This window comes from Pseudomonas sp. SZ57 (assembly GCF_009495975.1).
GTDB classification, from domain to species: Bacteria; Pseudomonadota; Gammaproteobacteria; order Pseudomonadales; family Pseudomonadaceae; genus Aquipseudomonas; species Aquipseudomonas syringae.
In genome coordinates this window covers 19,678-44,078 of the sequence record NZ_WIBD01000019.1, presented here as the reverse complement: position 1 = coordinate 44,078, position 24,401 = coordinate 19,678, and the positions used below count along the sequence as shown (strand labels likewise).

The 24,401-nt window shown below is 58.8% G+C and carries 22 protein-coding genes; 9 read left to right on the top strand and 13 right to left on the bottom strand.

Going from position 1 to position 24,401, the window contains the following annotated elements; all coding sequences use genetic code 11:
* Window positions 1–357: 357 nt before the first annotated feature.
* The gene (locus tag GE543_RS17195; RefSeq protein WP_003418556.1) at window positions 358–2,781 is read right to left on the bottom strand and encodes a glucose/quinate/shikimate family membrane-bound PQQ-dependent dehydrogenase; all 2,424 of its coding nucleotides are present in this window, start codon (window positions 2,779–2,781) and stop codon (window positions 358–360) included.
* Window positions 2,782–3,222: 441 nt separating this feature from the next.
* Between GE543_RS17195 and GE543_RS17190 the strand changes: the two genes are divergently transcribed.
* Together GE543_RS17190 and GE543_RS17185 are read left to right on the top strand one after the other, a co-directional pair.
* Window positions 3,223–3,450, top strand: coding sequence for a VF530 family DNA-binding protein (locus GE543_RS17190; RefSeq protein ID WP_003363662.1), 228 nt, complete (start codon window positions 3,223–3,225; stop codon window positions 3,448–3,450).
* A gap of 53 nt (window positions 3,451–3,503) precedes the next feature.
* Window positions 3,504–4,163, top strand: a complete 660-nt coding sequence (locus GE543_RS17185) for a Pr6Pr family membrane protein (protein WP_153221965.1) — start codon at window positions 3,504–3,506, stop codon at window positions 4,161–4,163.
* A gap of 15 nt (window positions 4,164–4,178) precedes the next feature.
* On the opposite strand, the gene GE543_RS17180 is transcribed toward GE543_RS17185, so the two are convergent.
* From GE543_RS17180 to GE543_RS17165, 4 genes are all read right to left on the bottom strand, one after another.
* Complete coding sequence (locus GE543_RS17180; RefSeq protein ID WP_153221964.1) at window positions 4,179–4,946, bottom strand: siderophore-interacting protein; 768 nt, start codon at window positions 4,944–4,946, stop codon at window positions 4,179–4,181.
* Window positions 4,943–5,533, bottom strand: coding sequence for a PadR family transcriptional regulator (locus tag GE543_RS17175; protein WP_003418550.1), 591 nt, complete (start codon window positions 5,531–5,533; stop codon window positions 4,943–4,945). The genes GE543_RS17180 and GE543_RS17175 overlap by 4 nt, the downstream gene beginning before the upstream one ends.
* An 87-nt stretch (window positions 5,534–5,620) precedes the next feature.
* Entirely contained in the window at window positions 5,621–8,740 is a 3,120-nt protein-coding gene (locus GE543_RS17170; protein WP_178118632.1) for a transglycosylase domain-containing protein, read from the bottom strand.
* Window positions 8,741–8,912: 172 nt separating this feature from the next.
* Complete coding sequence (locus tag GE543_RS17165) at window positions 8,913–9,626, bottom strand: hypothetical protein (protein WP_153221962.1); 714 nt, start codon at window positions 9,624–9,626, stop codon at window positions 8,913–8,915.
* Window positions 9,627–10,029: 403 nt separating this feature from the next.
* Here GE543_RS17165 and GE543_RS17160 point away from each other — a divergent pair, with 403 nt between their 5' ends.
* Window positions 10,030–10,779, top strand: a complete 750-nt coding sequence (locus tag GE543_RS17160) for a hypothetical protein (RefSeq protein ID WP_178118631.1) — start codon at window positions 10,030–10,032, stop codon at window positions 10,777–10,779.
* 46 nt (window positions 10,780–10,825) lie between these two features.
* Here GE543_RS17160 and GE543_RS17155 read toward each other — a convergent pair whose 3' ends face one another.
* Both GE543_RS17155 and GE543_RS17150 read right to left on the bottom strand, forming a co-directional pair.
* Complete coding sequence (locus GE543_RS17155; RefSeq protein ID WP_178118630.1) at window positions 10,826–11,446, bottom strand: hypothetical protein; 621 nt, start codon at window positions 11,444–11,446, stop codon at window positions 10,826–10,828.
* Window positions 11,447–11,601: 155 nt separating this feature from the next.
* Entirely contained in the window at window positions 11,602–12,732 is a 1,131-nt protein-coding gene (locus tag GE543_RS17150) for an OpgC domain-containing protein (protein ID WP_153221959.1), read from the bottom strand.
* 294 nt (window positions 12,733–13,026) lie between these two features.
* Here GE543_RS17150 and GE543_RS17145 point away from each other — a divergent pair, with 294 nt between their 5' ends.
* From GE543_RS17145 to GE543_RS17135, 3 genes are all read left to right on the top strand, one after another.
* Window positions 13,027–13,308: a type B 50S ribosomal protein L31 gene (locus GE543_RS17145; protein ID WP_153221958.1), complete on the top strand. Its 282-nt coding sequence runs from the start codon at window positions 13,027–13,029 to the stop codon at window positions 13,306–13,308.
* Between the two features lie 152 nt (window positions 13,309–13,460).
* Window positions 13,461–14,552 (top strand): D-alanine--D-alanine ligase, encoded by a 1,092-nt coding sequence (gene ddlA / locus GE543_RS17140; protein ID WP_153221957.1) that lies wholly within the window; start codon window positions 13,461–13,463, stop codon window positions 14,550–14,552.
* Window positions 14,549–14,959, top strand: a complete 411-nt coding sequence (locus GE543_RS17135) for an NUDIX domain-containing protein (RefSeq protein WP_046234969.1) — start codon at window positions 14,549–14,551, stop codon at window positions 14,957–14,959. Before ddlA ends, GE543_RS17135 begins: the two co-directional genes overlap by 4 nt.
* A 70-nt stretch (window positions 14,960–15,029) precedes the next feature.
* Here the strand turns inward: GE543_RS17135 and metR are convergent, their stop codons facing one another.
* Window positions 15,030–15,947 (bottom strand): transcriptional regulator MetR, encoded by a 918-nt coding sequence (gene metR, locus GE543_RS17130; RefSeq protein ID WP_003431263.1) that lies wholly within the window; start codon window positions 15,945–15,947, stop codon window positions 15,030–15,032.
* A gap of 106 nt (window positions 15,948–16,053) precedes the next feature.
* Between metR and GE543_RS17125 the strand changes: the two genes are divergently transcribed.
* From GE543_RS17125 to GE543_RS17115, 3 genes are all read left to right on the top strand, one after another.
* Entirely contained in the window at window positions 16,054–16,788 is a 735-nt protein-coding gene (locus GE543_RS17125) for a 5-methyltetrahydropteroyltriglutamate--homocysteine methyltransferase (RefSeq protein WP_371927191.1), read from the top strand.
* Between the two features lie 123 nt (window positions 16,789–16,911).
* The gene (locus tag GE543_RS17120; protein WP_003412945.1) at window positions 16,912–17,904 is read left to right on the top strand and encodes an alpha/beta fold hydrolase; all 993 of its coding nucleotides are present in this window, start codon (window positions 16,912–16,914) and stop codon (window positions 17,902–17,904) included.
* A 209-nt stretch (window positions 17,905–18,113) separates the two neighbouring features.
* The gene (locus GE543_RS17115) at window positions 18,114–18,761 is read left to right on the top strand and encodes a DsbA family oxidoreductase (protein ID WP_153221955.1); all 648 of its coding nucleotides are present in this window, start codon (window positions 18,114–18,116) and stop codon (window positions 18,759–18,761) included.
* Between the two features lie 154 nt (window positions 18,762–18,915).
* On the opposite strand, the gene GE543_RS17105 is transcribed toward GE543_RS17115, so the two are convergent.
* From GE543_RS17105 to GE543_RS17085, 5 genes are read right to left on the bottom strand one after another with little or no spacing between them, the layout of a single operon-like run.
* Complete coding sequence (locus tag GE543_RS17105; RefSeq protein WP_153221954.1) at window positions 18,916–20,244, bottom strand: sigma-54 dependent transcriptional regulator; 1,329 nt, start codon at window positions 20,242–20,244, stop codon at window positions 18,916–18,918.
* Window positions 20,245–20,254: 10 nt separating this feature from the next.
* Entirely contained in the window at window positions 20,255–22,162 is a 1,908-nt protein-coding gene (locus GE543_RS17100; protein ID WP_046234965.1) for an ATP-binding protein, read from the bottom strand.
* 60 nt (window positions 22,163–22,222) lie between these two features.
* Window positions 22,223–22,957: an amino acid ABC transporter ATP-binding protein gene (locus tag GE543_RS17095; RefSeq protein WP_003412939.1), complete on the bottom strand. Its 735-nt coding sequence runs from the start codon at window positions 22,955–22,957 to the stop codon at window positions 22,223–22,225.
* Window positions 22,954–23,619 (bottom strand): amino acid ABC transporter permease, encoded by a 666-nt coding sequence (locus tag GE543_RS17090; RefSeq protein ID WP_002554865.1) that lies wholly within the window; start codon window positions 23,617–23,619, stop codon window positions 22,954–22,956. Before GE543_RS17090 ends, GE543_RS17095 begins: the two co-directional genes overlap by 4 nt.
* Complete coding sequence (locus tag GE543_RS17085; RefSeq protein ID WP_003418523.1) at window positions 23,620–24,366, bottom strand: amino acid ABC transporter permease; 747 nt, start codon at window positions 24,364–24,366, stop codon at window positions 23,620–23,622.
* Window positions 24,367–24,401: the final 35 nt, after the last annotated feature.

Genomic DNA, 24,401 nt, shown 5'->3' with positions numbered 1-24,401 from the left:
CAGAACGGCATTCCCACGCTGGAGCGTGAGGAACGATGATCGTCTGAACACTATCGTGCCAATGCTCCGCGTTGGCATGCATTTCGTGACGCTCCGCGTCACAGATCCGCGCCGCGCCGTACATTCACGAGAGGACGTAGAGCGTCCAGAACGGCATTCCCACGATGGAGCGTGAGGAACGATGATCGTGTGAACACTATCGTGCCAATGCTCCGCGTTGGCATGCATTTCGTGACTCTCCGCGTCACAGATCCGCAGCCCTGCCCGGCAGCTGGCGCCACTGAAATCAAGTTTCAGTGGCGCCAAAAAAAAGCGGCTGCCTCTCGGTAGCCGCTTTTCATTGACCTCAGCAACGCATTACTTCGGCAGTTTGAACGCCATCACGTAGTCACCCTGTTTGGTGCCCAGTGAGCCGTGACCGCCTGCAACGACCAGCACGTATTGCTGACCGTCCTTGCCGGTGTAGGTCATCGGGGTGGTTTGCGCGCCTGCTGGCAGGCGGGCTTCCCACAACTGCTTGCCGTTACGCACGTCATAAGCACGCAGGTACTGGTCAAGCGTAGCGCTCATGAAGGCCAGGCCGCTGGCGGTGGTGAACGTACCACCCAGGCTTGGAACACCCATGGTCAGCGGGAGCGGGATCGGCGAGCTGTCGCGTACAGTGCCGTTCTTGTGCATCCAGATGGTTTTTTGCGTGGTCAGATCGACCGCCGCCACGTAACCCCATGCTGGCGCCTGGCAAGGCAGGCCCATCGGCGACAGCAGTGCTTCCAGGATCACACCATAAGGCGCACCCTTGTTCGGCTGTACGCCTTCGGTTTCACTCTTGCGACCCGGGCCGCCTTCAACTTCGGCAGACGGTACCAGCTTCGAACGGAAAGCCATGTAGTTAGGATTGACGAAGGCGATCTGACGCACCGGGTCGACGGAAATACCGCCCCAGTCGAACACACCGAAGTTACCCGGATAAACGATCGAACCTTGCAGCGAAGGTGGCGTGAACGGACCATCGTAGCGCAGCGACTTGAAGTCGATGCGGCACATCATCTGGTCAAACGGCGTCACGCCCCACATGTCGCGCTCCTTGAGCGGCGGCGGCATGAAGTTCAGGTCGGACTTGGGCTGGGTTGGCGAGGTGTGATCACCAGCGACAGCACCTTGCGGAACCGGTACTTCATTGATCGGCACGATCGGTTTGCCGGTGCTACGGTCCAGCACGTAGATGCTGCCCTGCTTGGTCGATGCCAATACCGCAGGCTTGACGCCGTCAGCGGTTTTCATGTCCAGCAGGGTCGGCTGACCACCGACGTCCATGTCCCACAGGTCATGGTGAGTGAACTGGTAGTCCCAGCGCACGCGGCCGGTAGCGATGTCCAGTGCAACCAGGCCCGCGCTGTACTTCTCGGACTCTGGCGTACGGTCGCCGCCCCACTGGTCAGGGGTCTGGTTACCCATCGGCAGGTAGATCATGCCGAGCTTTTCATCGACGCTGAACATGGACCACATGTTCGGCGAGTTGCGCGTGTAGATCTTGCCTTCGGCAATCGGCGCAGTCTCTTCCGGATTGCCGCTGTCCCAGTTCCACACCAGACGGCCGGTGTGCACGTCATAGGCACGGATCACGCCGGACGGCTCGTCCATGGAGACGTTGTCAGTGACGTGGCCACCGATAATCACCAGGTCCTTGGTGACCGCGGGTGGCGACGTGGAGTAGTAGCCGCCCGGAGCGAAGGTGCCCATGTTGGCGGTCAGGTCAACCGAACCCTTGTTGCCGAAGTCTTCACACATCTTGCCAGTATCGGCGTTCAGCGCGATCAGACGGGTGTCGGCAGTCGGCAGGAAGATTCTGCGCGGGCAGGCAGCACTGGCAGTGGCCGTGCCGTCAGCAGCCGGGACCGTCGGGCTTTGCGCCGGGGTGCTGGCGGCATAGGCAGCGTCGTCATGATAGGTGACGCCACGGCAGGTCATGTGCGCCCAACCCTTGAAGTTGGCAGCGTTCTGGGTGCTGAGCTTCGGATCAAAGCGCCAGATTTCCTTGCCCGAATCCGGGTCGAGCGCGATCACCTGACTGTGCGGCGTGCACACGTAGAGCATGCCGTTGACCTTGAGCGGGGTGTTCTCGGCAGTGGTTTCACCCGGGTCATTCGGCCCCGGAATGTCACCGGTGCGATAGGTCCAGGCCGGCTCCAGCTTGTTGACGTTTTCCGGTGTGATCTGCGCCAGTGGCGAGTAGCGGTCACCGAAGGCGGTGCGGCCGTAGGACTGCCAGTCGCCGTCAGGCATGGCCGGGGCGGTGTTGGTCGTGCCAGCCGTCTCGCGGTCCAGCTGGCCTTCGATACGACCCGGATTGGTGAACTGGCTTGCCAGCGCGGTCAGGCCGGCCAGCACCACAGCGATGCTCAATGCACCGGTGCCCATGCGTGCCGGACCGTTGCGCAGCAGCGGCTTGCGGAACCATGGCAGCAGCAACACGATACCCAGGGCGAACCACAGCGCCAGGCGTGGCACCAATTGCCACCAGTCGAGGCCGACTTCCCACAACGACCACACGGTGCTCGCGAACAGCAGCAGTGCATAAAGGCCCAGCGCAGCCGCACGACCCGTGATCAGCAGCACGCCAGTCACGGCGAAGCCGATACCGGCCAGCAGGTAATACAACGAGCCATCCAGTTGCAGCAGTCGGGCACCACCGACCAGCAAGGCCAGCCCCATCAACAGGATCACCAGCCCGAGCAGGGTCGGTAACAGGCGATTTCTATTTGAAGCACCGTCAGTGCTCATAATGCGAATCTCCGCGAGAAGTAAGTAATTGACATCTTGTTTTAAGCATCGCCTGCCTTGGCGCCATTCCTTGAAGCTGCTTGTTGAGACGAATCGCCGACGGTGGAATTAAACCGTCGGGCAGAGCGCGGCTGCACGTTTGGTCGGCGCGGTCATTGAGTCGTAGACCATCACCGCCCGAATTCGTGCATAGGCTTTTGTCCGAAGGAACATCTGCAGAAGGGGGAATCTTCAATCCTTAACCCGGCAATGATAGGGCGCTAACGATTTTTCTAAAAGCGAAAAACCTGACATGGATCATTGCGAAGCCGGCAACAGTGCTGCAGGTCGACGGTGTTTTATCAAGGCGTGGCGCTTACAATGGCAGACTTTCGGGAAGCATCTGCGTACTCCAGAGATCCGTTCAGGTTCGTCTCCTCTTCATCGGTTGCAAGGCTCATCATGACAACACCTAACTCCGACCCATTGCACGGCGTCACGCTGGAGCAGATCCTCAGGGCGCTGGTCGAACATTACGAATGGTCCGGCCTTGCCGAGCGCATCGATATTCGCTGCTTCAAAAGCGATCCGAGCATCAAGTCCAGTCTGACCTTCCTGCGCAAGACCCCTTGGGCGCGGGAGAAGGTCGAAGCGCTGTATGTGAAATTGCATCGCAGCAAGGGCTGGTAACAGGCCCGCCAGAATAGCTTGGCACGGAAGCCGGCACTCAAGGATACCGATTGATGCTCAGCGAACATCCACAACCTGCGCAGGGACAGCGCTATTACGCCCTCGTGGCCGCCTGCCTCGGCTGGTCTGGACTGGTGATTCAGCTTTACCTGATCCTGATTGGTCGTTATGCCGATCACGCCAGTCTGCTGGGTGGGCTGGTACGCTTTTCAAGTTTCTTCACCGTACTGACCAACATGCTTGTAGCGGTCGCACTGAGTTGCGCGCTGACGACACAGCAGTCGGCAGGCCACCGGTTCTTCCGCCATCCAGTGGTGTGTGGCGGCATTGCGGTGAGCATTGCGCTGGTGGGCATCGCCTACAACATCCTGTTGCGCCACTTGTGGCACCCGGAAGGCTGGCAGTGGGTGGCCGATGAACTGCTGCACGACATAATGCCGCTGGCGTTCGTGCTTTATTGGTGGCTGTACGTGCCCAAGGGCGCGCTGCGTCTGAGGCATATACCGCTCTGGGCGATCTATCCGCTCGTCTACTTCGCCTACGTCCTGCTGCGTGGCCACATGTTCGGTGATTACCTGTACCCGTTCATCGATGTCGGCACGCTCGGTTTCTCGGCTGCATTCATCAACGCGCTGGGCGTGCTGCTGGGTTTTGTGCTGATCGCATTGGTGCTGCTGGGAGTTGATAAACGGGCGTCTCGTCGTACGCGGTGAGTCGCCCGGTCCTGCTCATTCTGCAGTGCTGTCCAGCTTCCAGTAACCGGCGGCCTTGACGAAGTCCTCTTCCAGGCCGAACTCGTCGAGCAGCACACGACGTAGCTTGCGTGACAGCGCGGATTCAGTCGCGACCCAGGCGTACAGCTTGCCCTCGGGCATCTCCAGGCGACGCGTGACGTCCAGCAGATTCTGTTCGCCGCGTACGAGCCAGATCACGTCGACCTGCGCAGCGCTGTCGAACACCTGTTGTTCCTGCGGGTTGGCCACTTCGACCACCACCAGCGCAGCGCGGTTGGCGGGCAGCGATTCCAAGCGTCGGGCGATGGCGGGAATGGCGGTTTCGTCACCGATCAGCAGATAGCTGTCGAACATGTCCGGCACCACCATCGAACCCTTTGGCCCTGCGATGTGCAGCACTTGCCCGGGCGCTGCCTGAGCGGCCCAGGTGGCCGCCGGGCCTTCGCCATGCAGCACGAAATCGATATCCAGTTCCCCGGTTTTTTCGTCGTAGCGACGCGGCGTGTAATCGCGCATCGGCGGGCGCGGTGTGTCCTTGTCGCCGGCAGGGTTGAGGTTTTCCAGCGCTGCCTGCTCTTCTGCCGTTTGCGGGAAGAACAGTTTGACGTGGTCGTCGGTTCCCAGGCTGATGAAGCCTGCCAGCTCCGGCCCCTGCAAGGTAATGCGGCGCATCAGGGGCGTCAGTTCCGTGACCCTCACCACCTGTAGCTTGCGTCGCTTGATTTCATGCATGACGCGATGGATTGACTGGGGCGAATTCATGCCGACTCCTCCGAGGCAGGTTGAGGCCCATCGACGACAGCCTTGGCCGTGCTGTTGAGCAGTTCGCTGACGCGCAGAATCTCTTCCGGGCTCCAGCGGCCATGGTGCATCTGCAGCGCGTGACGCAGGTTATGCACCGCTTCATGGATTTCCGGCGGACGATCGTGGCCGCGCAGTGAGCGCTTGCTGACATCGATGCGCATGCGCACACCTTCCAGCGCCACGGCCTGATCTTCCAGGGATTGGCGACCCGCATCGGTGACGGTGTAGAGCTTCTTGCCGGCCTGTGCATCGCCGACCACCATTTCGCTTTCTTCAAGGAACGTCAGGGTGGGGTAGATCACGCCGGGGCTGGGGCAGTACGCACCCTCGAACAGACCTTCGATCTTGCGGATCAGGTCGTAGCCGTGGGCAGGCTGTTCGGCGATCAACGCCAGCAACAGCAATTTCAGATCGCCAGGGGCGAAAACCCGAGGGCCACGTCCACCGCGTTCGCGGCCTGGGCGTTTTTCAAAACCGTCGCGATCTTCACCTGCTTCACGAAGATGCGGCGGACGGTGGTGGGGTGGGTGTTTATCTTCACGCATGTTTTTGCTCTCTGGTTACAAGTTAGATATACCTTAAGATATATCTTATTGTAATCACAGAGCTGGCAGACGAGCGGTCATCGCCGGTCAGACACCCTTGGGCGGATCCGCAATCGGGGCGTTGCACATCGCCTGTCCGTGGTTTTCCAGGTACGGCGTCAGGATCGGCGCCATGCCTTTGAGCACCTGCACCGGCAACGCCGAGGTGAAACGAAAGCCCTCGGCAGCGCGTCCCGGCACGAACGCCGTCAGCGCGCCAAAGTGGTTGTCGCCGATATAAAACACGAAAGTCGCCGTGCGGTTGATCGCCCTTGAGCTGAGAATGCGCCCGCCGGCACCGACGCTTTCGATCCTGTTGTCTCCGGTGCCGGTCTTGCCGCCCATCGCCAGCACACTGCCGTCCTGCATCTTGAACGTGCCTTGCACGCGTTTCGCCGTGCCGCCGTCCACCACTTGCGACAAGGCCTCGCGCATTGCCGCTGCGACTTCCGATGGCAACACACGCTTGCCCAGCTCCGGGTTGATACTCAGCTGGGTGTCATAAGGCGTATCGGCGGCGAAGTGCAGACTGTCGATGCGCACCGCAGGCAGGCGGATCCCATCGTTCTGGATGATGCCGATCAGCTCGGCAAGCGCCGCCGGACGGTCTCCCGAACTGCCGATAGCCGTCGCCAGCGAAGGCACCAGGTGGTCGAACGGATAACCCACACGCTGCCAGCGTTGCTCGATGTCCAGAAACGCTTCGACCTCCATCATGGTCCGCACCCGGCTGTCGCGAGCGCCTTTGTGGCGACTCTTGAACAGCCAGCCATAGACTTCCTGACGCTCGAAACGACTGGCGGCCACCGCGTCCTTGAACTGTGCTTCCGGGTGCTTGAGCAGGTAGCCCACCAGCCACAGCTCCAGCGGGTGAACGCGGGCGATGTAGCCTTGATCGGGCAGGTCATAAGTGCCCGGGCCGTAACTCTGGTACAGATCGGCAAGACGTTTGTCGGTGAGTTTCGAGCTTGCCCTGGGCTCGTCCAGGTGGGCGCGGATGAACGCGTTGAATGTGCCCTGATCAGCGCCCGGCAGCAGATAACGGTGTACCGCAGCCAGGCGGATCGCCGTCGGGTGAATGCCGTCGAGGAAGGTGTCGAGCCGCTCCTGAGTGGTCTTTTCCCTGTAGCGTTTCCAGAAGCGCAGCAGGAATACCGTGCCTTCGCGGTCGGCAAACTGCGCCAGGTATTCCTGACGGCGCGGGTTGTCGTCATCCTTGAGCAGCTCGGCGCTATTGTTGGGCGCCTGATAGGTGCTGTAGCACACGACATCGCGCATCAGGCGAATGAACGGCAGGTTGATCGACTCACGCAGCGACTCGCGCAGGGTTGGAATCCGCGCGTTGTCCTCGCGCCGGAAATTATTGAAACGGTGCATGCCGCCACCGGTGAAGAACGCTTCTGCGGGGCTGGCCGAATAGGTGCGGTCGAGTGCGGCCGAAAGCATCTTCGCCAGGTCACGGTCCTTGTTGATCAGCAGGTAATCCACCGCCCAGCGGGTCAGCCGATCCGGTTCCTCGACAGGGACTTTGCGCAATTGCGCAGGGCTCAAGCCCGAATAGCGCCCATGCAGCTCGGCGATGATCTCCAGATACGTCGTCAGCACGCGCATCTTCGCCGTCGAGCCCAACTCCAGCTTGCTGCCTTCGTTGATATCGAACGGCTGATCGGTGCTGTCGGTCTGGACCCTGACCCGCGAGCCATCCACGCCGCGTTCAAACAGCGTGAAGCTGTAGCGCACCTGTGTCGTGCTGGCCGGGGTCAACAGGCGCTCGCCCATCAAACCGGTCTTTGCCGCAAACTCAGGGTTGGCCAGGTCATGCAGGTACTGGCTGACGCTGCGCTGCAACTCGCCATGCAGGGTGCTGGTGGCGGACAGGTCAAGACGGTCGAGGTCGTAAAGCGGGCGATTGAGCAGATTCGACAGGCGAGTGCGCGCGACACTGATGCCCTTGTTGGTTTCGATGGGCTGCAGGGTCGGTTGCTGTGCCCAGTCGCGGTAGGTGACCTGGGCTGCCAGCGCGGCCTCGGCCAGCGGTCGGTCGATGACGTTGGCCTGGGCCAGCAAGCGAATGTGGCTGTCGGTCAACTCGGCGAGTTCAGAGCGGCCCTTGGCCAGATAGTGCGACGGGCGACGTTGGGCGATTACCAGTGAGAGCACCTCACGCAGCGCCAGCGCCTTGTCGGCCAGCGCCTGTTTATTGCCTGGATTCGACGCCAGTATCTCGTTGGTTTTGCCGAAGTCTGCGCCGAACCATACCCTCAGTCCTTCAGCCAGACCATGCACCTCGCCATGCCCCGGCACCGCAGACAGCGGCACGCTGTTCAGGTAGTCACGCACCACCCGTTGGCGCACGGCGAGCGTCTCGGTCCCCGGCTGATAGGCGCGAACGCTGGCGGAAATCATCTGCCGCAACTTTTCCGAACCCGACAGCGTCAGCCCGTCGGGGGAATGACGGTATTTTTCCAGCTGAGTGGCCAGCGTGCTGCCCCCAGCCGACTGGCCGGGGAGGGCAAACATCTTCGCCAGTTGCGACCAGGCGGCTTTGACAAAACGTGGCCAGTCCACCGCAGGGTTGGCCATGGGCTGCTGCGGATCGAGCAGGTCACGGTTTTCGATAAACAGCAGGCTGTTCACCAGCATCGGCGGAATGGCAGCAAAAGTCGGGTAAAACTGCTGTGGGTATCTGAACTCGTACAGCGGCTCGTTCCGGCAATCGGTGATCGAAAGCCCGGCCTGGGTCTTTTCCTCGTAAGGCACGAAAAAACCATGCCGGACGTAACGCAGCAGTTCCGGGGAAAACCGGGTCTGGCGCGTAATCACATAATCGCGCTTGAGCAGGCGCGACAGGAATTCATCCATGGATGAATAGCCCAGGCGCCTGTCGAACGGCCCGTCACCGGGATACACCACGTCATGACTCGGCCCAGGCTGCATCGAATAACCCAGGCTCGCGGCAAAACGGCTGAATTCGCGCGCCTGAAGCCTGGAGGTTCTGCTCTCCACGGCCACAGCAACGCCCAATGCAACCCCGGCTAACACCACCACGACCCAGAAGACCCGCCATCCGTATCGCGTGCGACGCGGATATTTGGGCGTACGAGGATCATCCTCACGATCAGCGGATAGCGTCTCTTGCTTGCTATCGGAATGCCGAAATGCGCCCATAGTCGATTGTCCGGTCATCCTGTCAAAGCACCTGACCCAAGCTTAGACGCTGGATGGGATTGTGGGAGGGAATTGTCTGGAGGTTTTCGAGGGCGGAAGGCGCGCAGTGGGGACGAGCCTCATGAACTAATCCCACTGCAGTCACACATGAACTGCAGTGGCGCTGGCTTGATCAGACGTGAAGATCAACCAACGGTTTGCGCTCTTCTTCACGCTTCGGCGCATTGCGCTCGATCTGGTAAATGATCGTGTCCATGAAGTTGCCAATGTGATTACGACTGAAGACCTGCCCGTAGTCGATAACCTTGCTGTAATTCTCAAGGTTGAGTGTGTGCTGGTTGCCGAATTTCTCTGTGTAGTGATCGAGTAACGTCATCACAATTTTTGCGTGCGCACGCAGATCCTCCTTCAGTTGTTGACGTTCGTTCAGCTTCTCGGTCAGGTACGCGAACTCTGCCGGGGTGAGCACATCGTCTGGGTCGGTCACCTGGATTTCCTGATTAAAACCCAGCGTGAAGCCGAAGTGCTTATTTGACAGCTCCGTATTAAGGTAAAAAAGCTGCTGCTTGAAATCGTGAAAATTGTCGTACATACGGCATAGGGTCTTATCAAAATCTTTAGTTAAGTCACCCAGGTATGTACTTCGGAGTAGGTTCGATATCTCTTCAGACATACTGTCCAGCATAACCCGTCCTGCCGCCGACGTTTTGTAGTCGGATAACCAGGGTGTTTCCTCGGTGGTATAGAACTCAGCGTTCGGATCACGCACGTTATCATGCGCCTGAGGAATTTTGATTGGCGGAGCAGCAGGTGAGGTGAGGGAACTCGAGCCCGAGAGAGTGCGCTGTTGATTTTGTGATGCAGAAGCTAAAGGGTTGATATGCATGCTAAGCGCTCTTTGGTGTCAATGATAACTATCTAGCGGCAGACCTTCGCAAAACTTTGCCTGATAAGTGTGTAGGATTTTTCCTAGGCTGTAGTGGTGATTATTTTTTGTAGGAAGTTTCCTTGATTTTAATGTGAGGGTTGACTCGACGCTTAACTTTCTATTGCGTCAATTTTGTCAGTGGCAACCTGCCTCTGCATAATCTGCGAGATTACCTATGAATACTTATGGAAGAAAATATGTTGGTTTTTGCTTGTTGTCCATTTTCGTGATAATGGCATCGGCTTCCGGCGCTCATGCCAATACAGGTGCCGAGGACCCGGTCGGTGTATCAAGTCATGAAACCAACGAAGCCGTTGCGGCTGACGCTGTGCAAGAAATTTCCGAGCCAAGATTTACCGTCATGCTGGATAAACTACATTCGGTGGTCGATGTGTTGACAGATAAACACCCCGTCCACTACTACGGCTTTGTCTCGCATCGTGGGCAAGATGTATTGCTCTATACCCCTGTCGGTGATCCGGTCACTAACGAGTGGAAGACCGAGTATTACGAAAATGGTGAATGGGTTGCTCAAACACTCAATACTAAGGTGTTTAAAGATCTGGCTCCTGGGGCTGAAGTGATCATCAGGGTCACACCAAGAAACTCACTGGTAGGTGGCAGGCTTCCATACACTGTCAGATTTGGGTCCTATCCTGTTCTAAAAAGCTATGAGCTGCTCGATGAACCGGGAGTGATAAGGATTCCAAGTGGGTATACTAACCCTGGCTGGTTGGCAACGCAGATTTATAAAGAAGCTCTGCTTGAGGTGAGGTTCAGCGATACTAAAGGTACGCCGTTGGAAGGCGGTATGGCTATTTTGGATCTGAGCTTTGGTGAAAAAGACGCCTCGATCAGGCATATTCTGGTTAGCGGTGCTGATGGATTCGCCTCTGAGCGCATTGAGTTTGGACGTTGCTATGGAGGTGCGGAGGCCCAAGATTTTGTTCATGCGCAAAGGGGGTTCAATACTTGGAGAAGTAACTATAGAGTGGCTCGCTACTTCGTAAGTAATTTCTCTTTAGGGCCCATCACGGCAATGCCTAATATTTTTTACATGGGACACATCTGCACACAAACCGTTCTGCGAACCGTCGCCCCACGTGGTTAACATTTAACTCAGCCTGGCGAATCATTTATCTCGCCAGGCTGATGTTTCATACCGCCAACGAAATATACGAAAAATCTCGTTTCTCAGCATTACTCTGGACTTGCTGTATCCATTCGTCCTGCATTTTTTGTACGCTGGTGTTCATTATTTTGCCATAGTCGATCACGTCCTGAAAATTGCTGATAGTCAGTTTATATCGGCCGCCAAATGTTTCATGGTCGTGGTCTACCAGGGTCATGATGGTCTTTGCGTGATGTTGGAGTTGTTCTTTGAATTCTCTGAACCCGTTGATGGCGTGGGTAAGAACTGATGTGTCGTTTTCAGTCAGGCTGTTATCGTAGTCAATTATCTTGATGGATGCACTTTCGGTCAGTGTGAAACCGAAGTTTTTACGTGCAATGTCGGGGTGGGTTTCTTGCAGTTCTTTTCGAAAGCTATCATAGGTGACATTTACCAGCGCAAGCTCCAGCACGTCGAGTCTCTTTTTGTGAGCTACGTAGTCAAGCCTGTTTGTGATGTGTTCGTTGATCGACTCCAACAGCCACGGCTCTTTCTGATATTCGTAAAATATATTTTTTTCTGTCGTTTTGACTTCAAATTCAATGGCCTCTTGAAGGCTGACGTCTTCTGTCGGATCAACAGGTTTAGCACCGGTTACCAACCCCATCTGTTGCGGGATGTTTGCCGGATTTGGAATTCCATTGATGTTCAAAGCATTGCCCTCTCTTTAGTCTCATACCGAATAGCGGCCAGTTCCTGAAAAACTTGGCCTGACAAACCAGTAGGAAATCTCCGAGAGGGCATGCAAACGTGACGCTGTTCTCAAGTTGGCAATAGGTGCGGCGATGTCCCCAGGCGTTTATTCAACTCCAGCCCATTGGCCATCAACATCATCAATCCCAAGCCGACAATCGCCGTGGTCACTTGCATGGGCCATGTATCGCCTGCCAGTGCATTGGCCATGTCTGCCAGTGGCGCGAGCAGTACGCCCAGGCAGAAGACTTCCAGTGAATAACGCCCCATGCGGGAGGTCTGGCGCGCAGGCCAGTTTTCCAGCCACGTGCTTGAGGCTGGCAGCAGTCGGGCGACGACATAGACCAGGGCCAGGAAGTGCAGTAACCGGACGGGCGCAAGGTCGGTCTTGCTGATTGGGTAAAGGCTTTCAAGGTGCAGGCTGGAGACCAGCGCGGCGTGCAGGCCGGGCCATTTTTCGCTGAAGGTCAGGATGCCTGCGACCAGCACGTAGACGGCAGCCACCATGAACAAGGGCTGTTGGCGCAACGGAGGGTGCTCAGCTGCTGTGGCTGTTTCGCTGCGCAACGCGCACGCACCGCCGAGCACGAACAGCAACTGCCAGGCGACCGGGTTGAAGTACCAGACACCGCCGCCTTCGTAGGCGCGCAGGTTCCAGCCGAATAACGGCACCATCAGGTACAGGGCAATCGACAGGCCGACGGCCACTTCGAGTTTGCGCAGCATCACTGGCAAGGTCAGCGGTAAGGTCAGCAACAGCACGATATACAGCGGCAACGGGTCGGTGAGGTTCGGTTTGAAGCGCAGCAGCAGTTCATCGGCCAATGCCTGTTGCGGGTTGCCGACGAAGTATTCAAGGCCCATCTGCTGGACCATGTCGCGCGTCTCGACGTGATTGTTGGCGACGAAGACGATGCCCATCAGCAGGGTCAGCAGAAAGATATGCACCACATACAGCACCCAGGTCCGGCGCAGGATCCGCACGCCAGCAACCAGCATGCCGTCACGTCGAGCGATCCGCCCGTAGGCCAGGATCGAGGCGTAACCGGCGAGGAAAACGAAAATTTCCGCTGCGTCGCTGAAGCCGAAGTTGCGTATGGTCAGTTGCGCCAGGGGATTGTCCGGCACGTGATCCCAGAAGATGAAGATCAGTGCCAGGCCGCGAAAGAAGTCGATTCGATGATCGCGTCCGTTATTCATAACGGTGGACTCTTGAAAGTGCTAATGAGTAAAGATAGGCCACAGAGGCTCAGGTTCCAGGCCAGCGACCAGTGACATTCGGCGGCGCGGCAGGGTGCCGCTAATCGAGGGCAATTGCAAAGGCGCGCTATTACAGAATGTCTCTGGACCACGTGGTGCGGCGGCTTCACGCCGACAGCGGCGCCGTGTCCGTGTTCGATCAACCTCACCAATGATGGCAATCAACAGCAGTCATTCTCATCTCCCGTTACGTTACTGTATAACTATTCCAGTCAACTCACCGGAGAGATCACGATGAAACCCGATATCCATCCTCAATACCGCACCGTGCTGTTCCACGACACCGCTGCCGATGCTTACTTTCTGATCGGCTCCACCGTAGACACAGACCGCACGCAACAGCACACCGACGGCACTGCCTATTCTTATGTTGCGCTCGATGTTTCCAGTGCTTCGCACCCGATGTACACCGGGCAGCAGCGCAAAACCACCACCGAAGGCCGGATCGCGGGTTTCAACAAGCGTTTCGCCGCCTTTGGCTCCGCTGGCAAGAAAGAAACCGCAGCCGCTCAATGAGCGGTCTGACCTCCCGGTCGTGGGCACTTCGCATGGATTGCCCACGACCGGGATTTTTTTTGTCTGAATTTCAGGCCTGCGGCCAATCATCTACTGGACTAACAGCCGACATTGCTTTTATCTTCGCGGCCTGAAAAACAGGAGTAATCGCTTTGAAAAAGTCAGTCGCCATCGTTTTCGGTGGGCAATCCAGCGAGCATGAGGTTTCGTTGCAGTCGGCACGCAACGTGATCAATGCGATTGATCGTGAACGCTATGCGCTGACCCTGATCGGCGTCGACAAGCTGGGCCGCTGGCTGCATTTCGACGAAGCCGATTACCTGCTCAATGCCACTGATCCTGCACGGATCAAACTGAGCGCATCAGGCAAGCCATTGTCCTTGCTGCCGGGCAGCATCGGTGGGCAGTTCGTTGACGTCGAGTCAGGCCAGCCTCTGGCAGCCATCGATGTAGTATTCCCGCTGATCCACGGCGCTTTTGGTGAAGACGGTGCGTTGCAGGGTGTGCTGCGCATGCTGGCCGTGCCCTTTGTCGGCGCCGATGTGCTGTCCTCTGCGGCCTGTATGGACAAGGACGTGACCAAGCGTCTGCTGCGCGATGCGGGCATTGCCGTCGCGCCGTTCAGGGTCCTGTCGCGTGGAGAGAGCCTTTCTTTCACGGAGACTGCTGACCAATTGGGGCTGCCGATGTTCGTCAAGCCGGCCAACCAGGGTTCATCGGTGGGCGTGAGCAAGGTGTCCGACGAGGCTGGTTTCGCGGCGGCACTGGCGCTGGGTTTCGAGTTCGATCACAAGCTGCTGATCGAGCAGGGCATCGTCGGCCGGGAAGTGGAGTGCGCCGTACTGGGCAACTTCGATGCGCAGGTCAGTGTCTGTGGCGAAGTGATTGCCAACGATGAATTCTATGCCTACGACACCAAGTACCTGAACGGCGATCAGGCACGCATCGCCATCCCCGCCGAGCTGCCGGCCGATCTGAGTGATCAGGTGCGTGACGTCGCGCTGCAAGCGTACAAGGTGCTGGGCTGCGCGGGGCTTTCGCGGGTCGATTTCTTCGTCACTGAAGGGCGCGACATCATCATCAACGAAGTCAACACGCTGCCGGGTTTCACCTCGATCAGCATGTACCCCAAACTCTGGCAGGCCAGCGGTCTGTCGTATGCCGAACTGATCCATCGCCTGATCGTTCTGGCGCTGGAACGGGCTGATCAGGCGCGGCTGCTGAAAACGGAGATCTTCCCATGAAGATCATCCGCATCGCGGCGGCGCTGCTGATCGGCGCAGACGGCCGGACCCTGCTGGTACGCAAGCGTGGTACCCAGGCCTTCATGCAGCCGGGCGGCAAGATCGAGCCCGGTGAACCGGCACCTCAAGCGCTGGCCAGAGAGCTCGAAGAAGAGCTCGGGCTGATCGTCGATCCGGCGCAGGCAGTGTTTCTCGGTGAGTTCACGGCACCCGCCGCCAACGAGCCCGGTTTCGAGGTCAACTGTCAGTTGTATGAGGTAAGGACCGACGCTCAGGCAGTGCCTGCCGCCGAGATCGAAGAAGTGCTGTGGGTTGACGCGCACAGTCATGCGGGTTTGCAACTGGCGCCGTTGACCCGCGATCTGATCCTGCCGCTGTATCTGAAGCGGCAGGCAGCACGCAGCTGAACGGCGCAGTCGTCCTGCATCGCGGTGCAGGACGGCACTGTCAGCGAACCCTATTTCAGCGAACCAGGTGTCAGCGAACCACACTCACTCCGTCCAGCGTCGAAAACGAAGTGTCCTTGGCGGTCAGCAGGAAGTCACGCATGTACGGTGCGTCGAGCATGTCGGCGCGGATACCGGCGTAGAGCGTCGCGAACAGTCCTTTCTCGCCCAGGCGCTTGGCCTTTACATAGCCGCGTGAGCTGTATTCATGCAGCGCCCAGTGCGGCATGCCGCAGACCCCGCGCCCGCTGGCCACCAGTTGCATCATCATCACCGTCAGTTCCGATGTTCGTACCTGTGCCGGTTCGATGTCGGCGGGTTCCAGGAAGCGCGTGAAGATATCCAGCCGGTCGCGTTCCACCGGGTAAGTGATCAGCGTTTCAGTCAGCAAGTCTTCCGGGACGATGTAGGGCCTGCTTGCCAGCGCGTGTTGATTGGCCACCGCCAGCATTGCTTCATAGGTGAATAGCGGCACGTAGGTGATGCCCGGCAATTCCAGCGGGTCGGAGGTCACCACCAGGTCCAGATCGCCGCGCGCCAGGGCAGGCAAGGGCGCGAACGAGAAACCGGAAGACAGGTCCAGTTCGACCTCGGGCCAGGCATCGCGGAACTGGTCGATGGTCGGCATCAGCCACTGAAAACAGCTGTGGCACTCGATTGCCATGTGCAGCCTGCCCGCCGTACCACCCGCCAGTCGGGCGATGTCGCGCTCGGCACTGCGCAGTTGCGGCAGCATGGAGTCGGCCAGTTGCAGCAGGCGCAAACCGGCGCTGGTAAAGCGCACCGGTTTGGTCTTGCGCACAAACAGCGGCATGCCCATGCGCTCTTCCAGCTCCTTGAACTGATGGGACAGCGCCGACTGCGTCAAATGCAGGCGCTCGGCTGCCTCCACAAGGCTGTCGGCCTCGCGCAGGGCATGCAGGGTTTTGAGGTGGCGTATTTCAAGCACGGTCAGTGCTCCATGAGCAGTATTTGTGATCAACACGAAAAAAATGAGTTTGTCTCATGTTGTGTCAGCTGTCGACAATGGGCCCATCTTTTATGGAGGACGCATCGTGGCCCTGACTCAGCACCCTGACTATTTTCACATTGGCGCAGACCGTGAACTGCGGCACGCTCTGCAGGCTTTCTGGAAACAGGATCAGGGTGTCACGGCCATTGGCATCGAACTGCGCACCTGGTTGATGGCGCGTTATCCGCAGCAGGTACCACACCTGAAACGCGGCCAGCGTTTTCAGCCCGATTGGGCGCCACTGCTGGCGAGCGTCGCTGAAACCTGCGAGCAAGGCCGCAAACCTGCGTTGATCGGTCCGCTGACACTGCTCTGGCTAAGTGACGTTCAGGGTGATGAAGTGGATCGCCTCGACCTGCTGGAGCATTTGCTGCCGGTGTATGGCGAGATCTTCGGGCGGCTGGCCGCGCGCGGTGTCGAGTGGATTCAGATCGACGAACCGATCCTCGCGCTTGATCTGCCGCTGGCATGGAGCAACGCCTTCGAGCGTGCCTATCACATTCTTCAATATTCGCCGTTGAAGAAGCTTATCGGCCTCTATCACGGTGACCTGCGGCCCAACCTGGGTGTCGCGGCCCTGCTGCCAGTTGCAGGGTTGCACCTGGACAGCGTGACCGAACCGGAGCTGCTGGCCCCGGTGTTTGATCGTCTACCGGTTTACAAGGTTCTGTCCCTGGGCGAGTGCGATACGCATTCGAACTGGCATCAGGAATCGTTGCTCGAAGCGCGCGCCCGTTTTGGGGAAAACCTGATGGTGGCGGATCAGGTCGCTGCGTAACTCAACCCCCGATTAACGACCGCTCAGCGCCATTCATCAAACTGTCACGCAAGTGTGGCAGCGCGCTTGGAAAAACATCATCAGACTCGCGGCCTACTGGGGTTCTGTTTTTTGGTGTTTTTCATGCGGGTTTTAATTTTTCTGGCCGCGCTTCTGTGCGGCTTGCCGTCTTTTGCGGCCGATCGTTGTGATACCGATGTTCCTGTACAGATGGCTGACCTCAAGGAAGTGCGGATTGCCTACCAGAGTATTGGTAGCGAGTCCGACCCTGCCTTGCTGTTGGTGATGGGGCTGGGTGGGCAGTTGATTCACTGGCCGGACGAGGTCGTGGTCGCGTTGTGTCAGCAGGGCTATCGGGTCATTCGCTATGACAATCGCGATGTGGGTCTGTCTTCGTGGGTGCAGCAGCCAGCGGATGCCAATCTGACATTCGAAGTACTGCGTTACAAACTTGGTCTGCCTGTCTCGGCACCCTATTCGTTGACTGATATGGCCGACGATGCGCTGGGGTTGATGGATGCATTGCAGATTCGCCAGTTTCACGTGTTGGGCGCGAGCATGGGCGGCATGATTGCCCAGCACTTGGCTGATCTGGCGCCGTCGCGGGTCGAAAGCCTGACGCTGATCATGACCAGTTCCGGTGCGCAGGGTTTGCCTATGCCCAGTACCGCGCTCATGCAACTGTTGGCGCGTCGCGGCGCGCCCAATCGGGAAGTGGCGATCGAGCAGCAGGCCGATTTGCTTGCGGCGCTGGGCAGCCCGCAGGTCAAGGACGATCGCCAGCAGCTGCTGCATCAGGCGGCTGTTTCCTATGACCGGGCGTTCAATCCCGAAGGTGTGAAACGCCAGATCATGGCGATTCTGGCCGAGCCCAGCCGCGTGGAACTGCTGAACCGTCTGCGTCTGCCGGTACTGGTGGTTCATGGCACGGCTGACCCGCTGTTGCCGGTCATGCACGGTGTACATGTGGCCGCGCACATTCAGGGCAGCCAGCTGCGCCTGATTCCGGGGTTGGCGCATCGTTTTCAGGAAGCCTTCAAGGCGCCGTTGCTCGGTGCAGTGTTGCCCTACCTGAAAGCCCAGCATGAAGACGGTCGCAACCTGGCTCAGTTGTAAGCTGGCCTGGTTGTCAGGCATGGACAGAGGTGTATCGTGTGACCTTTGATTCCAAACTGTGTAAAAACTACTACGCTTGGCAATACTGCGTTAAAAACAGGCGAAAAATGCTCATTTAGAACACCTAGACTCCGCTTTTTCGCCTGTTTTTGCCTTGTCTTGCCTTCGCTCGTGACGTTTTTACACACTCTGTACCGAAAAGGGCCGACATGACAACTGCACTGAAGATCGACTTCATCTCCGATGTTTCCTGCCCCTGGTGCGTCATTGGTTTGCGCGCACTGGATCAGGCGCTGGAGGCGCTGGGGGATGAGGTGCAAGCGCATATTCACTTCCAGCCTTTCGAGCTGAACCCGAACATGCCTGACGAAGGGCAGGACATCAAAGAGCATATCGCCGAAAAGTACGGCTCCACGCCGGAACAGATCGAAGGTATTCACCAGACCATCCGTGAGCGCGGTGCTGAACTCGGCTTCACCTTTGCCAGCGGCGAGCGACGGATCTACAACACGTTCGATGCCCATCGCCTGCTGCACTGGGCCGAGCAGCAAGGCAAGCAGCATGCGTTGAAGCAGGCGCTGTTCGAGGCGTATTTCAGCGACCTGAAAGACCCGTCCGATCACCAGACTCTGGCGGCTGTGGCGCAGAAGGTCGGCCTGGATCGTCTGCGTGCTCAGGCCATCCTGGACAGTGACGAGTACACCACCGAGGTTCGCGAGGCCGAGCAGCTCTGGACGTCTCGCGGTATCACGTCCGTGCCGACCATGGTCTTCAACGACCAGTACGCCGTCTCGGGCGGTCAGCCGGTCGAGGTATTCGTCAGCGCAATCCGCCAGATTGTCGGTGAATCGCAGTAACGCACTGCCTGTGCAGGATAGGACGAAGAGCATGGGCACGATAGGTGTCTTGAAGACGCCTATCGTTCCTCACGCTCCAGCGTGGGAATGCAGTGGGTGACGCTCTGCGTCACAGATCTGCGCTACGCCGCACGCTCAAGATCGGGCGCAGTGCTCAAAGCCCGTATTTCTTGACCTTGTCAAACAGTGTGGTCTTGGCCATGCCCAGTTCCTGGCTGGCCTGGCTGAGGTTGCCGCCGCTGCGTTGCAAGGCGTCGCCGAGCAATGAGCGTTCAAAGGCTTCAACCGCTTCGGCAAACCCCAGACTCTGGTTTTCACTGACCGTACCCGACTGCTTGAACGCTGGCAGACCCAGCGCAAAGCGTTCTGCCACGTTGCGCAGTTCGCGTACATTGCCCGGCCAGTCGTGGCTCATCAGGTTCGAGCTGGTCTGTTGATCCAGCGCAGGCGGTTCGCGGTCGAAGCGTAACGACGACAACTGCAGGAAGTGTTCGAACAGCTGCAGAATGTCTTCGCGGCGTTCACGCAGGGGTGGCAGTTCAAGCGTGACGACGTTCAGGCGGTAATACAGGTCGCTGCGGAACTGATTGGTCTTGCCCAAGGCATTCAAGTCGGACTTGGTCGCCGCAATGACCCGACAATCCACGGCGACGCTCTGGTTGGAACCCAGCCGTTCGAGGGTTCGCTCCTGCAGGACGCGCAACAGCTTGATCTGCAGATTGACCGGCATGCTTTCCACTTCATCGAGAAACAGCGTGCCATTGTGCGCGTGTTCGATCTTGCCGATGCGCCGCTTGCCCGCGCCGGTAAAGGCGTTGGCTTCATGGCCGAATATTTCCGACTCGAACAGGCTTTCCGCCAGCCCGCCACAGTTGAGCGCCACGAACTGGCTGTCCTTGCGCCGACTGAAATCGTGCAGGCAGCGCGCGACCAGCTCCTTGCCCGTGCCGGTTTCGCCTTCTATCAATACGTTGGCCGAGGTGTCGGCGACGTTGGCAATCAACGCACGCAGGTTTTGCATGGCCGGAGAGCGACCGATGATCCGGCCCTCCAGCGAATCGCGCTCGGCCAGTTGCTTGCGCAAGGCCCACACTTCACGGGCCAGGCCGCGTTGCTCCAGTGCGCGCCGGGTGACGTCCACCAGACGCTCTGGAGAAAAGGGTTTCTCCATGAAATCGTAAGCGCCATCGCGCATAGCGTTGACGGCCATGGTGATGTCGCCATGGCCGGTGATGAGCACCACCGGCAGGCTGCTGTCACGTGCCTTGAGACGACTCAGCAACTCCAGTCCGTCGATACCCGGCAAGCGAATATCGCTGATGACGATACCGGCGAAGTTGTCATCTATGCGTTTCAAGGCCTCTTCGGCGCTGGAAACGCTCTCGCTGGCGATGTCTTCCAGTGCGAGGGCCTGCTGACAGCCGAGCAATACATGCGGATCGTCTTCGACGATCAGGACAGTCAGGTCGCTGTTTATGCTCATGGGTGTCGTCTCATGTCGGGCTGTCCGGGTGGCGGGCATCGGGGATAAACGGCAGGCTCAGGACAAACGTCGTACCGCCGTCCTGCGGATGCTCTGCGCTCAGGCTGCCTCCGGCTGCGGCGGCAAGGCTCGCCGACAGTGTCAGGCCCAGCCCCAGGCCTTGTTCGCCCGGTTTGGTGGTGAAGAAAGGTTCAAACAGATGCTTGCGCGCCTCGGCATCGACGCCGTGCCCGTTATCACGTACCCGCAGACGGTATCGGCCGTCGACAACCGATCCGGTGAGCCATAACTCCGGTTGCGGCAGGTCGAACATGGCGTCCAGTGCGTTGCCGATCAGGTTGACCAGAATCTGTTCCAGGCGGGTCTGGTCGATGGTCAGAGTGGCGTCGACGAAGTCTCGATGCACTATCAGGCCGGACTGCTCCAGACGCACGCCCAGCAACTGCGCCGCCGCATCGACAGCCTTGCTCAGTTGCGCCTGGCCCTGATCGTCGCCGCGTCTGGCGAATGCGCGCAGGCTGGCGGTGATGCGGCCCATGCGGTCGACCAGATCATTGATGGTACGCAGGTTGGTACTCGCGGTGTCCAGCGCGCCTCGTTCCAGAAAACGCACAGTGTTGCCGGACAAGGTGCGCAGTGCGGCCAGAGGCTGGTTCAGCTCATGCGCGATGCTGGTCGACATCTGGCCGATGGCTGCCAGCTTGCCGGCCTGTACCAGCTCGTCCTGCGCTTTGCGCAAGGTGTCTTCAGCCTGCCTTCGTTCACGAATCTGCGCCTTGAGGCGTTCGTTGCTGGCGCGCAGGTGTTCGGTGCGCTCGGTGATCTTGCGTTCCAGCTCGTTGTTGGCCGCCTGCAGCGCTTCCCTGGCAGCAAGCCGGGTCGAGATCACCTTGCGCCGCTCGTTCCAGGCAATCAGCAGAAAGGTCACCAGCGCGCAGGCCACGGCGACCAGCATGCCCTGATTGGCCGCTTCACGGCGCAGATCCTCCAGCGGGGTAAGCAGTGTCAGGTGCCAGGCGGTGTCACTCAGCGGGCGGCTCTGGGCCAGATAGCTGACCTTTTTGTGTTCGCGGTCGACACTGATGTTGGCGGGGAAAACCAGTGTTTCGACGCCTTCAGACAAGGTTTCCCGTTCCAGTGGCACCAGTTCGTTGAGCGGCCACCAGTAATATTGCAGGCTGCGAGCCAGACGCTCCTTGACCTCAGCCGTGAGCGGGCGCACTGATTTCAGCCGCCGGGCCGGGTCGCTGGAGAGGATGATGATGCCATTCTCGTCGCTGACAAATGCCTCCAGCCGTGCCCGCTGCCAGCGTTCTTCAAGTGCTTCGAGGCGTACCTTGATCACCGCAACGCCGATGATGCGGCCTTTGTCTTCCAGCCCATGGGCCAGGTAATAGCCCGACTCACCGGTGGTGGTGCCGATGCCGTAAAAGCGCCCGGGCAGGCCGCGCACGGCGTCCTGAAAGTAGGCACGGAAAGACAGGTCTTCACCCTGATAGCTGTCGGAGTCGCGCCAGTTGCTGGTGGCCAGCACGCGTCCGGTGGTGTCCATCACGTAAATGGCACGGCTGCGGCTGCGTCGATTCAGCCCTTCGAGGTAGCGGTTGACCTGCTGCTGAAGCTCCGGTCCCGGTTCGTTCAGCAACTGCGACACACTGGATTCCAGCTCCAGCACGCTGGGCAGGTAGGTGTATTTGCTGATTTCACTCTCGACCGTGCGGGCGTGCAGCTCGAGCTGGCGTTCGCCGGTTTCGCGCAGGCCCTTGATGGCGCTGTGTTCACTGACCAGATAGGCGATATAGCCCAGCCCGATCATCAGCATGAGGATCAGCGGTGGCAGAAACAGTTGACGGATCAGGCGGGGTTTCACGGCGAGTGATGGCGGCGCGGCGCGATAAAGAGTGGGGTCGCATTTCATCACAGTCGTCCTGGACCGAACAGCTGCCCGCTGATAGGCGGACAGCCGTCAAGCTATTGCCTAGTGCTGAAGGATCTTGGCGAGGAATTGCTGGGCGCGTTCCGAGCGTGCGCTGACGTCACCGAAAAACTCTTCCTTGGCGCAATCTTCGACGATCTGTCCCTTGTCCATGAAAATCACCCGGTTGGCGACTTTGCGGGCGAAACCCATTTCGTGGGTCACGCACATCATGGTCATGCCTTCATGGGCCAGTTGCACCATCACATCCAACACTTCATTGACCATTTCCGGGTCGAGCGCGGACGTGGGTTCATCGAACAGCATGACCACCGGGTCCATCGCCAGTGCGCGCGCGATGGCGACACGCTGTTGCTGCCCACCGGAAAGCTGCCCGGGATGCTTGTGCGCATGCTCGGAAAGCCCGACGCGGTCCAGCAGCTTCAGACCCTTCTCGGTGGCTTCGGCCTTGCTGCGGCCCAGCACCTTGATCTGCGCGATGGTCAGGTTTTCGACAATGCTCAGGTGCGGGAACAGTTCGAAGTGCTGAAACACCATGCCCACCCGCGAGCGCAGCTTGGGCAGGTTGGTCTTCGAATCGGAGATCGATGTGCCGTCGACGACGATATCGCCTTTCTGAAACGGCTCCAGTGCGTTCACGCATTTGATCAGGGTCGATTTGCCGGAGCCGGACGGGCCGCACACCACAACTACTTCGCCCTTGCTGACCTCGGTGCTGCAATCGGTCAGTACCTGGAAGTCCCCATACCACTTGTTGACGTTTTTGATGGAAATCATACGGCAAACCTTTTTTGCAGACGCTTCACCAGCAGCGAGGCGGCAAAGCTGATCGTGAAATACACCAGACCGGCAATGATCAGGAACTCGTTGGCGCGCCCGATGATGTCGCCACTGGAGCGCGATGCGTTGAGAAAATCGACGAGGCCGACGGTGTACACCAGAGAGGTGTCCTGAAACAGAATGATGCTCTGTTGCAGCAGCAGCGGGGTCATCTTGCGAAACGCCTGGGGCAGGATGATCAGTCGCATCATCTGCGAGTAGTTCATGCCCAGCGCCTGAGCAGCGCCCATTTGTCCCTTGGAGATCGACTGCACGCCGGCACGGACGATTTCGCAGAAGTACGCGGCTTCGAACATCATGAAGGCCACGACGCAGGAGGCGAACGCACCGATGGGCGTGTCTTCACCGGTAATCCAGCGCAGCACGAACGGTACGGCCAGATAGAACCAAGTGATCACCAGCAGCAGCGGGATCGAACGAAAGTAGTTCACATAGGCACCGGCCACATTGGCCAGCAGCTTGTTCGATGACAGGCGCATCAATGCCAGCAGCGTACCAAGCACCAGGCCTCCGACGACACCCATCGCCATCAGCTTGAGGGTCATGACCATGCCGTTCCACAGGCCGGGAATGGCCGGAACGATTCCAGTGAAGTCCATTTATTTGCCCCCCAGTGAGATGAGTCCCGGTACGGCGACTTTCTTCTCGATCGCACGCATCAGCAGCATCAGGCTCATGTTCAGCGTGAAGTAGATGAGCGTCGCGAGGGTGAAGGCCTCGAACAGGTTGGCGGAGAACTCGGCGGTTTGTTTGGTCTGCGCGAGCAGCTCCATCAGGCCGATCAGCGACGCGACCGACGAGTTCTTGAACACGTTCAGGAATTCGGAGGTGAGCGGCGGAATGATGATCCGGTAAGCCTGCGGCAACAGCACGTTCCAGTAGATCTGTGGCAGCTTGAAGCCCATGGCGCGTGCGGCCGATTCCTGGCCCTTTGGCAGTGCTTCGATGCCGGTACGCACCTGTTCGCAGACCCGTGCAGCGGTGAACAGGCCAAGGCAGACCACTACGCTGAGGAACGCGGAGGTGGTCGGGTTCAGGTCTTGCTTGTACCACTCCTGCAGGTTTTCCGGCAGCAGGTCGGGCACCAGGAAGTACCAGATGAACAGCTGCACCAGCAGTGGCACGTTACGGAAGATTTCCACGTATACCGTGGCGATGCCCGACACCAGACGGTTTGGCACGGTGCGCATGACGCCCAGCACCGAACCCAGTATCAGGGCAATGATCCAGGCAATGACAGCAATGGCGATGGTCCAGCCCAGACCGGAGATGAACCAGTCCAGATAGGTCTCGCTGCCGACGCCGGTGGACTTGAAGAATACGCCCCAGTCCCAGTTGTAATTCATCAGGGTCTCCCCCTCTTTTTCTATTTATATCGAGA

Bases quoted from the DNA above. Each gene is read 5' to 3' on its own strand.
- GE543_RS17195 (WP_003418556.1), bottom strand. From the start codon at position 2,781: ATGAGCACTGACGGTGCTTCAAATAGAAATCGCCTGTTACCGACCCTG.
- GE543_RS17190 (WP_003363662.1), top strand. From the start codon at position 3,223: ATGACAACACCTAACTCCGACCCATTGCACGGCGTCACGCTGGAGCAG.
- GE543_RS17185 (WP_153221965.1), top strand. From the start codon at position 3,504: ATGCTCAGCGAACATCCACAACCTGCGCAGGGACAGCGCTATTACGCC.
- GE543_RS17180 (WP_153221964.1), bottom strand. From the start codon at position 4,946: ATGAATTCGCCCCAGTCAATCCATCGCGTCATGCATGAAATCAAGCGA.
- GE543_RS17175 (WP_003418550.1), bottom strand. From the start codon at position 5,533: ATGCGTGAAGATAAACACCCACCCCACCACCGTCCGCCGCATCTTCGT.
- GE543_RS17170 (WP_178118632.1), bottom strand. From the start codon at position 8,740: ATGGGCGCATTTCGGCATTCCGATAGCAAGCAAGAGACGCTATCCGCT.
- GE543_RS17165 (WP_153221962.1), bottom strand. From the start codon at position 9,626: ATGCATATCAACCCTTTAGCTTCTGCATCACAAAATCAACAGCGCACT.
- GE543_RS17160 (WP_178118631.1), top strand. From the start codon at position 10,030: ATGCTGGATAAACTACATTCGGTGGTCGATGTGTTGACAGATAAACAC.
- GE543_RS17155 (WP_178118630.1), bottom strand. From the start codon at position 11,446: ATGGGGTTGGTAACCGGTGCTAAACCTGTTGATCCGACAGAAGACGTC.
- GE543_RS17150 (WP_153221959.1), bottom strand. From the start codon at position 12,732: ATGAATAACGGACGCGATCATCGAATCGACTTCTTTCGCGGCCTGGCA.
- GE543_RS17145 (WP_153221958.1), top strand. From the start codon at position 13,027: ATGAAACCCGATATCCATCCTCAATACCGCACCGTGCTGTTCCACGAC.
- GE543_RS17135 (WP_046234969.1), top strand. From the start codon at position 14,549: ATGAAGATCATCCGCATCGCGGCGGCGCTGCTGATCGGCGCAGACGGC.
- GE543_RS17120 (WP_003412945.1), top strand. From the start codon at position 16,912: ATGCGGGTTTTAATTTTTCTGGCCGCGCTTCTGTGCGGCTTGCCGTCT.
- GE543_RS17115 (WP_153221955.1), top strand. From the start codon at position 18,114: ATGACAACTGCACTGAAGATCGACTTCATCTCCGATGTTTCCTGCCCC.
- GE543_RS17105 (WP_153221954.1), bottom strand. From the start codon at position 20,244: ATGAGCATAAACAGCGACCTGACTGTCCTGATCGTCGAAGACGATCCG.
- GE543_RS17100 (WP_046234965.1), bottom strand. From the start codon at position 22,162: ATGAAATGCGACCCCACTCTTTATCGCGCCGCGCCGCCATCACTCGCC.
- GE543_RS17095 (WP_003412939.1), bottom strand. From the start codon at position 22,957: ATGATTTCCATCAAAAACGTCAACAAGTGGTATGGGGACTTCCAGGTA.
- GE543_RS17090 (WP_002554865.1), bottom strand. From the start codon at position 23,619: ATGGACTTCACTGGAATCGTTCCGGCCATTCCCGGCCTGTGGAACGGC.
- GE543_RS17085 (WP_003418523.1), bottom strand. From the start codon at position 24,366: ATGAATTACAACTGGGACTGGGGCGTATTCTTCAAGTCCACCGGCGTC.